Consider the following 11,782-nt stretch of genomic DNA (forward strand, 5'->3'; position numbering starts at 1 on the left):
TTTCTAAACTGGCCTTTTATCATATCAATTTTATATTTTGAAACAACGGTTTAAGCTACCTTAGCAAAATTTGTCGGCAACCTTTGCACGCGCACTGTGTAATTTTTTATAGCTTTCAATTAAACGTAAATGTTTATCTAACCCTTCTAATTGCATGCTGGTTTCAGTTAATCCATAAAACTTAACATCGCCATTAATTGAGCCGATCACATTGTCAATAACCGATTCTGAGAACATACGTTTAAAGCTAAATAAGTAGTCTTCAATGTCCAGTTCGTCATTTAATGCCACTTCAAGAACCGCATGCATTGCTTGATAAAACAAGCCTCGCTCAACCGTATTGTCATTGTATTGTAAAAACTCTTCAACTTGTTCAATCGCTTCCTCAAGATCGCCAAGGGCAAGGTTAATTAAGATCTTAAGCTCCAAAATGGTTAATTGACCCCAAACTGTATTTTCGTCAAATTCAATGCCTATTAAAGTGCGAATATCAATATACACATCCAGTTGGCTTTCTTCTAAACGGTGTAATAAATCCGCAAGTTCTTCATCACTTAAGCGATGAATGTTTAAGATATCTTGTCGATAGTTCAGCGCTTTATTGGTGTTATCCCAAATAAGGTCTTCAACTGGGTACACTTCAGAGTAATCAGGCACTAAAATACGACAAGCCGTCGCGCCCAATTGGTCAAACACCGCGGTATAGACTTCTTTGCCCATGTTTTCTAAGATAGCAAACAAGCCGGCACTTTCTTCTTCGTTGGTGCCGGTAAAATCCCATTCGCAAAATTCATAGTCGTGTTTGGCACTGAAAAAACGCCATGAAATTACCCCTGTTGAGTCAATAAAATGCTCAACAAAGTTCTCTGGTTCTTGTACCGCCTGGCTATTAAACGTTGGCCGCTGAACATCGTTTAAACCTTCAAAACTACGTCCTTGCAACAATTCGGTTAAGCTACGCTCAAGTGCCACTTCAAAACTTGGATGAGCGCCAAAGGAAGCAAATACTCCGCCAGTTTTTGGGTTCATTAAGGTGACACACATCACCGGAAATTGACCACCTAATGAGGCATCTTTGACCACAATAGGAAAACCTTGTTTTTCGAGGGCGTCAATGCCTGCCAAAATACTTGGATATTTTTCGAGAACATGATCGGGGACATCAGGCAAGGCAATTTCTTGTTCGATAATTTGGCGTTTGACTGCGCGTTCAAAAATCTCGGATAAACACTGTACTTCGGCTTCATATAAATTATTGCCGGCACTCATACCGTTACTTAGAAATAGGTTTTCAATTAAATTAGAGGGAAAGTACACGGTTTCACCGTCACTTTGTCTTTTATAAGGAATTGAACAAATACCGCGATCGATTTTACCCGAGTTTGTATCGATTAAATTCGAGCCTTTTAATTCTCCATCAGGGTTATAAATCTCTAAACAATACGGATCTAAAATCCCCTCTGGTAATTCGTCATTAGGGCCTGGTTTAAACCATTTTTCATGCGGATAATGAACAAAATCACTGTTCGCAATTTCTTCGCCAAAAAATTGGTCGTTATAGAAGAAATTACAATTTAATCGCTCTATAAATTCCCCTAAAGCTGAACATAGAGCGCTGTCTTTGGTTGCCCCTTTACCATTAGTAAAACACATCGGCGAGGCGGCATCTCGAATATGTAAAGACCAAACATTTGGCACAATATTACGCCAAGATGATACTTCAATTTTCATCCCCAAATTGGCCAATATCTCGGTCATATTAGCAATGGTTTGCTCTAGTGGTAAGTCTTTACCCAAAATGTAAGTACAGGCATTCGCATCGTTTTCACTTAGCAACATGGCTTGGGCATTCGCTTCTAGGTTATCAACCGTTTCTATTTGAAACTCTGGCCCTGTTTGCACTACTTTTTTAACCGTACAACGTTCTATTGAACGTAAAATCCCTTTTTTATCTTTTTCTGATAACTCTTCTGGTAGTTCAACTTGAATCTTAAACACCTGGTTATATCTATCTTCTGGATCTACGATATTATTTTGAGAAATACGAATATTGTCGGTTGAAATATCACGAGATAAACAATAAACCTTTACAAAGTAAGCAGCACATAGAGCTGATGAGGCCAGAAAGTAGTCGAACGGGCTAGGTGCAGAGCCATCACCTTTATAACGAATAGGTTGATCGGTAATAACCGTAAAGTCGTCAAACTTCGCTTCTAAGCGCAGGTTATCGAGAAAGTTTACTTTGATTTCCATAGGATATATGTCCACAGTGTTGCTGCTGTCGCAGGCGAATGAAGCAATTGTTGCAATTAATGCACAAGATGTTCAAAAGGCGAAAGCCTAAGAGATTACGTTAGGGCTAATTATCGACTTTTTTTGGTAAATAGTCTTGGATTAATTACATTTTATTTAAAAACCGTAGCGTCTCAATGAATCATTTGAGTATTATTATTGAGATAAAAGCCACTGTATCGAGAACGTGCGTTATGCCCATATCGTTGAGCAAATACTCACGTTAAAGTCATGCTATTTAAAATAGTCGGTTAGTATAGGTTGCGCTTTTAACCCTATCATTTGCATCCAATACAATAGTGCACTGATACAAATGAGCATGTACCTAACTTTTAAAGTGTATATTGGATGTAATTTGCTGATAATAAGAAAATTTCGCGCTATCTAATTGGCGAATAACAGAAGCTCTTGTGCTACCAACGACAAAGTTTTGCATAAGTAGACTACTTCTTTTCGCGCTTCATTAAACGCAAGCCCATAAGCCGTTAAGACCATGGCTACGCTTATGAATAGATAGCGCATGTAAAGTGAGAGATTTAGGCTTTTTTAACGAATTTCGCAGTCACCATCATTTCTCCGATACCATCGACTTTACAATCTAATTCATGATCTTTTTTGTCGAAGATTCGTCTGATCGTTGCTTTCGTACCAATTTTGATCACTTGCGAGCTACCTTTGATTTTTAAATCTTTTACAACCGTCACTTTATCACCTTCGGCTAACAAGGTTCCGTTCACATCTTTTACCGAAATAGTGTCTTCTTCTTGAATTTGATTTGGGTTCCACTCATGAGCACATTCAGGGCAAATTAAGAGCTCTTGATCTTGGTAAACGTATTCTGATTTGCAATTTGGGCAAGGAGGTAATGACATAATGACATCTGTATCTAATGAATTTGTTGGCTATTGTAATGTCTCTTTAAGCAAATATCGAGCGAATTGGTGACTGAACTTATTGCGATAACAAAAAAAGATACCATCCTTAAATTTAGATCTAACTAATTTAAGGATGGTATCTGTACTATTGCTAAGGTGATAAAATAATTATCTCTTTTGTTTAAGAAAATGCTTGAATCCAACTTTAGCAATTAATGAGCCCATAAGAAGCGCCAGCCACCAGCTTGTGAGGGAGCCACCACTGTAACCTTTTTTAAGCGTCACTTTTGCAATATTCTCTTCTTTGACTCGTGTTTTAAATCGTGCCAATTCTTCGTTTAAATTCAGCACCATATCATCAACGGCCACGGTAAAACTTTTCATCGACTTTTGTTGTATGGTTTTGTCGACTTTAATCGCAGTGCTACTATCTTCTACTTTGTTGATCCCAGGTGCTCTAAACAGCATTTTTCGACTTTTTATATCAAATACAGCGGTATCAACAAACGTTTGTATCACATTGTCATTTCCCGGGATTAAGTACATGCCAACAATGCTCCAATACAACACTGCGGCTTTATTCTCATAGGACTTAGTGACTTGGTCGTAAGATACCAATGCCATCACCTCTACATCATAAAGACGTGAAATTTGTTCTAAGCCGTCAAAGCCACGAGTACCTGTTAAATAAGTTGAAGGAATAACGTCAATGCTTTCAATGTAATCATATTGCAAGAAAGAAGCTTTCACTTGTTCGAGTAGTTTTATTTGTTCTGCATTGGGTAAATGATTAGCATTATTTGTTGACGGTACAAAGGCTAGACCCACTCTTACTGGTAGGTTTAAAGTGGGTGTTTCCGCTTTATGCTCCACCCGACTTTGCTGATCTGGGTACAAGTAATTGATCAAACTACTGGACACCGTTTTTTTATTGCTGTTTCCGCTAACAAAAGCACTACAAGCTGTAAGGCTTAGTATCGATAGCAAGCAAATCAATAGCTTTATTTTCATTATTTTCCCTTTTAAATTAGTAGGATAAATGCATTAACACATTTTACTTTACTGTATCCAATTAAAATAACAATAAAAATATCACCTGGCTTTTTTAGGTTAGGCTATCAATTATAAATGATTAGGTGAAATGAGATAAGCTCGAACTTTCAAAGTTGAATACGACATTAGTACTTTGGCATAAACCCTATAAATAGTCGGTAATTTTAACCGCTAATAAATAAAGTTCATTACTCTCAGGTGTGCAGCGAAGGACAATGCCTTCGCAGTCAGATATGGACAATGGGTTTTCTTCTTGCCACTCAAAGTGCACCCTTAATCGTTGTCCTGTTTCGACAGGGTGTTCAACTTCAAGGGCAAGACCACACTCACTTACATCTCGACAATTAGCAAATGTTTCAATGTTTTCGGCATCATCAAGAAATAACAGCCTAACCTGATGATTTAACATGGTCCGAAACGCATTGCGATGCTGTTGATTTTTTTGTGAACAGTTATTCATATAAAACACACACTATGATCTTTAAATCAGTTATAGGTAGAGCTTCGACTCTTGTCAACTTTTGCTGTGTTTACAGGCATATAAAAAACCCAGAGCAAAAGATCTCTGGGTTTTTAATTTAAGCTTGCAGTTGTTCTATATGATTCTTAATTCGTTTTAACGAGATGGGCATTTTTGTCCCCATATTTTGAGCAAATAATGACACTCTAAACTCTTCAATCATCCAGCGAACATCTTTAACATCCTCACTAATGGGTTGATGTTTGGGTTGTAGATTCAGTAACGTTTGATACCAAGCTTTGGCTTTTTCAACATCCATGGTTTTTAACCTATCTTGATTTGGATCTATTGGTAATTTTTCCAATCGACGTTCTATCGCTTTTAAGTATCGTAAGATATCGTCTAACTTATCGCTACCACATTCACTAACAAAGCCTTTATAAACCAAGCTTTCTAAATGTTGTTTTATATCGCCTTGGGCCTGGATCATAGTTAATGGTACATTACCTTTTAACTGTTTTGCTAAGGTATGGCGCAAGGTTAAAATTTGCTCAAGTTTCAGTGCACTTGCCAGTACTTTATCGGCGATTTCAGCACGTACCGTATCTCTTACCTGTTCAAATTCAGCTTTTTGATACGCCAACTGCCCCTGCTCTTTGATTAACTGTTGTGCACAGGCTTGAATGCAATCTTGCAGTAAATCGGTTATTTTGCCAAAAGGATTAAAATACAAGCCAAGCTTGGCTTTATTCGGTAACTTGGTTTCTAAATACTTTATCGGTGATGGAATACTCATTAACACCAAACGCGTTAAACCTTTTAGCATCGCTTGTTCTGCTTGAGTGGGGTGTTCAAATAATTCAATGGCCACACTGTTTTTATGATCAACTAAGCCAACATACGCTTGAATTGATAGCCCTCCGGCTTTTTTCTCATAGCTTTTGGGGAGGTGATTAAAGTCCCACTCGGTAATATTTTTCCTCTCGATGCCCTTTTCTGCCACCGATTTAATGCTTTCCTTAACCTTACCTTGCAATTGCTCTTTTAATAGCCCTAAGTCTCTACCTTGTTTGAGCAACTTACCGCGATGGGATACAATTTTAAAATTCATTTTTAAATGGCTTTCAATCGAATCCCAGTCCCAGCAATTTTCGGGTAATCGAACACCACTCATCCTCAGCAATTGTTTTTCTAACGCTTCGGTTATTTTGCCAGAAGCAGGCGAAATCGCTTCAAAACAAGCTTGTGCAAAATTTGGCGCAGGGACAAAGTTTTTACGTTGCTGCTTTGGCAATGAACGAATAAGCGCAGTGATAAGCTCTAAGCGCAATGCTGGGATCATCCAGTCAAAGCCCTGCTCTTCAACCTGATTCAAGATACTAATTGGGATATTTACGCTAACCCCGTCGTCTTCAGAACCGGGGGCAAAGTTATAGCTCAGTGGTAAGCTTAGATTTTTTTGTTGCCAAACATCCGGGTATTCGCTCGCCCTTAATTTGCCCTCTTGCTTTAATAACTGCTCTTTCGAAAAATCCAGTAACTTAGGATCAGATTTCTTTTGGGTTTTCCACCAAGCTAAAAAGCTAGCTTGTGAGTTCGCTTGTGGCGGAATCTTGTCAAGATAAAAACGCACCAACTCTTCTTCTTCAACTAAAAAGTCTTTGCGTCTTGCTTTATCTTCTAAATCCTCAATTTGCGCGACCAGTTGTTTATTTTTCTGTAAAAAAGTTTCATTGATCTGGCAATCACCACGCACTAACGCCTCGCGAACAAACATTTCTCGACATAACTCTGGCTCAATTGCGGTGTACGTTACCTTACGTTTAGTGACGATGACCAAGCCATACAAACTGACTTGTTCGTAGGCCATCACCGCACCTCTTTTTTTCTCCCAGTGCGGTTCAAGGTAACTGCGTTTGATTAAATGCTCTGCTAAGGGCTCAATCCAGGCAACATCAATTTTGGCACACATGCGAGCAAATAAACGACTGGTTTCAACAAGTTCTGTCGCCATTAACCATTTTGGGGTTTTCTTAGCGAGTCCTGAACCTGGGAATATAAAGAAACGACTGTTTCTTGCCCCTTTATATTCGCGGTTTTCATCTAAGTTGCCAAGATGGCTTAATAAGCCAGACAATAGTGCTTGGTGTAATGTGTCTAAACCCGTTGGTGACTCTTCAAAGGCGCTAAGGTCAAAATCATTCCAGGTTAAATCGTTATCTTTAAACGTTTGTTTTAGCTGGCTAAAAATATCTTGCCATTCCCTTATGCGCAAATAAGACAAGTATTCTTTTTTACACATTTGGCGAAATTGATTACCACTCAGTGCTTTTTGTTGTTTTTGAACATAAACCCAAAGGTTTAACAAAGATAAAAAGTCCGACTCTTTATCTTTAAATCGGCTGTGAGATTGATCGGCCGCCTGCTGTTTTTCCATTGGCCGCTCACGTGGGTCCTGAATGCTCAGCGCAGCTACGATAATTGCCACTTGTTGGCTACAGCCTAACGTAGTAGCGGTCAACAACATTTTCGCCAGCCTTGGATCGATTGGAAACTTAGCTAAATGCCGTCCTGATTGCGTCAGTTTAGGTAATGCGTTATCACCTAGGGTAATAGCCGCAAGTTCTTGTAATAGGCGCACACCATCATTTATATTGCGATTATCTGGGGCTTGCACAAATGGAAATTTAGCAACATCGCCAAGCCCAAGTGCCAACATTTGCAGAATAACAGTCGCTAAGTTGGTACGTAGAATTTCCGGATCGGTAAATTCAGGGCGAGATAAAAAGTCCTCTTCACTGTATAAGCGAATACAGACACCCGCGGCAACACGGCCACAGCGTCCAGAGCGCTGATTTGCACTGGCTTGGGATATTGGTTCTATGGGCAGTCGTTGTACTTTAGTGCGATAACTGTAACGCGAGATGCGCGCCGTCCCTGGGTCAATAACATATCGGATCCCGGGAACCGTCAAGGACGTTTCGGCCACGTTGGTACTTAACACAATATTGCGACCTCGATGTGGGGCAAAGATCTTGTTTTGCTCAGCAACCGTTAAGCGTGAAAACAGTGGCAAAATTTGAGTGTCGCGTAAATTAAGCTTTTCCAGAGTATAAGCAACATCTCGGATTTCACGCTCCCCATTTAAAAAGACTAAGATGTCGCCAAGGGGTAAATCGTCTAGGGTATCGATGGCGTTTAAGATACCTTGAATGTAGTCACCATCGACTTCATCCAAAGGCTGATATAAAACTTCAACGGGGTATGTTCGTCCTGAAACTTCAATAATTGGGGCATCAAAAAAGTGCTTTGAAAAACGCTCAGGATCAATCGTAGCCGAGGTAATAATAACCTTTAAATCTGGACGCTTCGGTAAGATTTGTCTTAGGTAACCCAAAATAAAGTCAATATTTAAGCTGCGCTCATGGGCCTCATCGATAATGATGGTATCGTATTGGCGTAATAGCCTGTCTTTTTGCATCTCGGCTAACAAAATACCGTCGGTCATTAACTTTATATAAGTGTTATCACTGACTTGATCGGTAAAACGAACCTTATAACCGACTTGTTCGCCCAATGTGGTCTGTAACTCTTCCGCTATTCGGTTAGCGACCGTTCGAGCCGCAATACGTCGTGGTTGGGTATGGCCAATAAAGCCGTCAATGCCGCGACCAAGTTGCAAACAAATTTTTGGGATTTGTGTGGTTTTACCCGAGCCTGTTTCACCGGCAATAATAACCACTTGGTTTTCTTCTATTGCTTTACTTATGGTGTCAACCGCTTGACTTACCGGTAGTTGCTCTGGATACACAACCTTAGGAAGATGATTTATTAAACGCTGTTTCTTTTTGATGGATTGTTCTATTGCCACGCAAATTTGTTCGCAAGCGACGCGTTGCTTTTCAACTTTTTGGATTTTTTTCACACCATGTAGGCGTTTTTTTAAAAGTCCACGATCACAACCGCGCACTTTCGCCAGTTGTTGAAACAGTGGATCAAGCAGAGATTTTAAAGAAAGGTTTTGTTCGGACAAAATTTACTCAAAATGCGAAAAAGGGCTAAACAGCCCTAAATTTTAACAGGTAAATCTTGTTGGGTCACAACATATTTATTGATCACAAGGCCAAGAAAATGGCTTTTTCTTCGATCCTTTAACCCATTTTAGTCGTTACCTGAAAGCTTGAACGTATTTGTTTGTCAATCGCGGCGAGCACATCGGTACGACATATTGTGCCAAGCAAAGAACCGTCATCGGCAACAACCGGGTAGACTTTGGGTTTTGCTTTTACCATGTCTTGCGCTATTTCAACAATGCTTGTGTATGGTTTTACCGACAACACATCTGTTCGCATCAGTTCAGCCACACTGCATATATGTTCAGAGTAGTAACTGGTTTCAAGCATTTTTTCCAGAATATCAGATTCCGATAAAAAACCGACAAGTTTGCCATGTTCGTTAACCACTGGACCACCTAATTCGTGACTTTTGGTTAATAGTTCAGAAGCATCTTCAATTGGCATGTTTGGTTTGAACGTGACTGGATGCGTATTTAAGTAGTCTTTAACTTTTAGTGATTGCATCAACTTCCCCTTACCCTTGTTATTGTTAAATATGACCGATTGCTCAAATACTGCAAGTTATAAATCCACAAACGAAACACTGTAAAACACAACCGCTTGTAAACAAAAATGGTCATTCAGGTCGTAAATGTTGTTCTGCTAATAATGATTGATATTAAGCTAATGATAAGCAACAAATGAGTTTAAGCATTGTATATATCAAGTGCCTTGCTACCATAACATTGACCGTACATTTCACTGCCCTTAATTACCAACATAGCAAAAATTGACTAAAGGTCTAGTGGTTTTATCCTTACAGCCGCGTTAAACACATGACCTATCCCCTTCTTTATCTAAATCTGCTGCAGCTTAAAGCAAGAGACACAGATTAAACATGCCTTTGATCTGGGCAATGTAGATAGAGGCTAACATTGGCTTAAGGCTTTTAAACGTCAGCGGGGTTCGCACGCAAATTTAGCTAGCCGTTAGCGATACAATATTTACGATATTTGATAATTCTTCACAACTTACACAACTAATAAATCAAGTCATTGATAAAAAAGATTTAATTATAAATAAAACGTGAATTCATTAGGTTTTCCTCAGGTCTTTTTAGGCCATATACCATTTACTTAAAGGGTCCTCTCCGATAGTGGTGATGGCAGGATCATATAAAATCACAATATGGTTTTAATACCCTAAAAAAGGAAACATATCATGAATACTGACAAATTAACTCTACCTGGATTAACAGCAGCATTATCTCTAGCGACCTGTCTGTGTTTAAGTAATGGTGTGAAAGCAGAGGCGATGTCAAGCCATTTGCACGAAGCTCTAGTTGATGTTTGTCAAGCGGCTAAATCAAACAACACCATTGATTTGTATAAAACTGTACGTGGTTTCAATTTAAATACCGAAACTGTGGCGTTAAAAGTTGTTTGTAATGGCGAAAGCATTCAAGATTTTGCGGCTTCACATGGGGCGTATCGTACAGCGCAAAAACTAGCTGACAGCATCAGTGATGTCAGCATACAAGATCTTGCGCAACAAAAATGGGCTGTTAATTTTTAATATATTCTACTGGTGAATGAGCCGACACGTGAATAAAGCACAATACATCTGAACCCCAAGAGATAGGATGCAAGATAGAATACATGTTACATACCTTAGCAAGGTATAAACGTTGAAAAATGGAAATGGATGGTAGCTGAGACAAATTATTTCAAATGAATAATTTGTTCCTTACTTACCACCCGTTTCTGTTGTAGTTTCTGTTGTACTTGTGTTGTGGTTTTGTTGAGGTTGATTAAGTTTGTGCGCTTGTGCTGTTTAGACTTTTTTCATTATGGCCACGATTTTACGCACTTAACAAGTCGCGCCAGGATCTCCAATGTAATATGCAGTTCAGTGGCAAAATTTATTTTAAGTGAATATTTTAAAGCCCAAAACCGAAACCAAAACCGCCATTAAGAGCATGGCTAAAGCGACGGCGTGCAAACGTTTAAACTTAAACTTTCTAAAATGTAACAGCCCAGATTTTGACTTATCGTTTAACACAGTAGGCTCAACATCCATCACATCAATAGGCTCTGTCCACTCTAATGTATAACCATGCTTAGGGATGGTTTTGATGTACTTTTTAAGATCTTTTTTCTTATGTTGGGCTAATTCCTTTCGTAATATAGAAATCGCACGAGTGATCACATCATCAGATGCATAGCGGGTTTCCCAGACCGATTCAATAAGCTCTTCACGGCTTACAACCTGGTTTGCATGATGGATTAAGTAAACCAAAACCTTCATGATTTTGGGCTCTAATTGGCTATGTACACCTTGCTTTGTGATTTCTGAAAGCTGAGGGTCAATCTGCCATCCATCGAAAATGTATATTTTGGATTTGCTACTCACGATCAAGCCCGTTTAACTAAATACTGTTACTGCTGGCTCATATTTTGATGTCGTACAGCAGCAACAACTTAGATGTACTAAGAGTAAAGTGTAGCGAATGCTCAGCTATGGCGCGAATTAAAAATCGGCTAAAAACCGCTGATGATAAGCGTTTGAAGCGGTTTTATAGTTAAGTGACTGGCAGTGTTCTAACAGCCTTTGTTGCTCTTTTTTCAAGCTAGACAAAGTGATAGTGTTATCATCAAGGTTGTAAAGTTGAAAGCAAGCCTCGTAATAAAAGGTCAAAATAATTAATGCCGTTAAATTATTTTTTTCAAAGCCTGCCTGTTTAATTTTTTTCAATTTTCGGTAAATAAAATTTATTTGTTGCTTTAGCTGCCAAACATAATATATCTCGCTCATCTTTGGGTGATGCTTAAAACGATTAACCACGCTAATGCAAATCGGCAACGCGATAGCGACGCCAAAAAAATTAAGCCAAAAGTTATCCGCTCCTTGGCGTTCTGTTGCCCATATCAATAATTGTCCAAGGCCAATTGCTAAGGATGCAAAAGCAAGGATAAAAGCGATGATCAAATAATTTAAACGTTGGCGATAAAGATCTTTATCGATGGCTTTAAGTTGCATAATAAATT

General features: G+C 39.0%; 9 protein-coding genes. 1 reads left to right on the forward strand and 8 read right to left on the reverse strand.

From position 1 onward, the window contains the following. Window positions 1–60: 60 nt before the first annotated feature. The 6 genes from ACAY00_RS08195 to ACAY00_RS08220 all read right to left on the reverse strand — a co-directional run bounded on the left by ACAY00_RS08195 (window position 61) and on the right by ACAY00_RS08220 (window position 9,260). The gene (locus tag ACAY00_RS08195; RefSeq protein ID WP_371379629.1) at window positions 61–2,253 is read right to left on the reverse strand and encodes an OsmC domain/YcaO domain-containing protein; all 2,193 of its coding nucleotides are present in this window, start codon (window positions 2,251–2,253) and stop codon (window positions 61–63) included. A gap of 575 nt (window positions 2,254–2,828) precedes the next feature. Next, window positions 2,829–3,164 (reverse strand): zinc ribbon domain-containing protein YjdM, encoded by a 336-nt coding sequence (locus ACAY00_RS08200; RefSeq protein WP_371372333.1) that lies wholly within the window; start codon window positions 3,162–3,164, stop codon window positions 2,829–2,831. A 171-nt stretch (window positions 3,165–3,335) separates the two neighbouring features. Beyond that, a complete protein-coding gene (gene rhlP, locus ACAY00_RS08205; protein WP_371372335.1) occupies window positions 3,336–4,178 on the reverse strand; it encodes a rhombotarget lipoprotein in 843 nt (280 codons plus the stop codon). A gap of 187 nt (window positions 4,179–4,365) precedes the next feature. Next, entirely contained in the window at window positions 4,366–4,680 is a 315-nt protein-coding gene (locus ACAY00_RS08210) for a PilZ domain-containing protein (RefSeq protein WP_371372337.1), read from the reverse strand. Between the two features lie 118 nt (window positions 4,681–4,798). Further along, window positions 4,799–8,713 (reverse strand): ATP-dependent RNA helicase HrpA, encoded by a 3,915-nt coding sequence (gene hrpA / locus ACAY00_RS08215; protein ID WP_371372339.1) that lies wholly within the window; start codon window positions 8,711–8,713, stop codon window positions 4,799–4,801. Between the two features lie 118 nt (window positions 8,714–8,831). Next, window positions 8,832–9,260 carry a CBS domain-containing protein gene (locus ACAY00_RS08220; protein ID WP_371372341.1) on the reverse strand — a complete coding sequence of 143 codons (429 nt, stop codon included), beginning with the start codon at window positions 9,258–9,260 and terminating at the stop codon, window positions 8,832–8,834. Between the two features lie 696 nt (window positions 9,261–9,956). Between ACAY00_RS08220 and ACAY00_RS08225 the strand changes: the two genes are divergently transcribed. Then, on the forward strand, window positions 9,957–10,310 hold the full coding sequence (locus ACAY00_RS08225; protein WP_371372343.1) for a DUF3718 domain-containing protein: 354 nt from the start codon (window positions 9,957–9,959) through the stop codon (window positions 10,308–10,310). Window positions 10,311–10,661: 351 nt separating this feature from the next. Here the strand turns inward: ACAY00_RS08225 and ACAY00_RS08230 are convergent, their stop codons facing one another. Both ACAY00_RS08230 and ACAY00_RS08235 read right to left on the reverse strand, forming a co-directional pair. Then, a complete protein-coding gene (locus ACAY00_RS08230; RefSeq protein WP_371372345.1) occupies window positions 10,662–11,147 on the reverse strand; it encodes a transcriptional regulator in 486 nt (161 codons plus the stop codon). A 117-nt stretch (window positions 11,148–11,264) separates the two neighbouring features. After that, on the reverse strand, window positions 11,265–11,774 hold the full coding sequence (locus ACAY00_RS08235; RefSeq protein ID WP_371372347.1) for a DUF3087 family protein: 510 nt from the start codon (window positions 11,772–11,774) through the stop codon (window positions 11,265–11,267). Between the last annotated feature and the right edge of the window lie 8 nt (window positions 11,775–11,782).

The organism is Thalassotalea sp. 273M-4 (assembly GCF_041410465.1).
Classification (GTDB): domain Bacteria; phylum Pseudomonadota; class Gammaproteobacteria; order Enterobacterales; family Alteromonadaceae; genus Thalassotalea_A; species Thalassotalea_A aquiviva.

Coding starts and splice junctions, on each gene's coding strand:
- ACAY00_RS08195 (WP_371379629.1), bottom strand. CDS start 2,253: ATGGAAATCAAAGTAAACTTTCTCGATAACCTGCGCTTAGAAGCGAAG.
- ACAY00_RS08200 (WP_371372333.1), bottom strand. CDS start 3,164: ATGTCATTACCTCCTTGCCCAAATTGCAAATCAGAATACGTTTACCAA.
- rhlP (WP_371372335.1), bottom strand. CDS start 4,178: ATGAAAATAAAGCTATTGATTTGCTTGCTATCGATACTAAGCCTTACA.
- ACAY00_RS08210 (WP_371372337.1), bottom strand. CDS start 4,680: ATGAATAACTGTTCACAAAAAAATCAACAGCATCGCAATGCGTTTCGG.
- ACAY00_RS08220 (WP_371372341.1), bottom strand. CDS start 9,260: ATGCAATCACTAAAAGTTAAAGACTACTTAAATACGCATCCAGTCACG.
- ACAY00_RS08225 (WP_371372343.1), top strand. CDS start 9,957: ATGAATACTGACAAATTAACTCTACCTGGATTAACAGCAGCATTATCT.
- ACAY00_RS08235 (WP_371372347.1), bottom strand. CDS start 11,774: ATGCAACTTAAAGCCATCGATAAAGATCTTTATCGCCAACGTTTAAAT.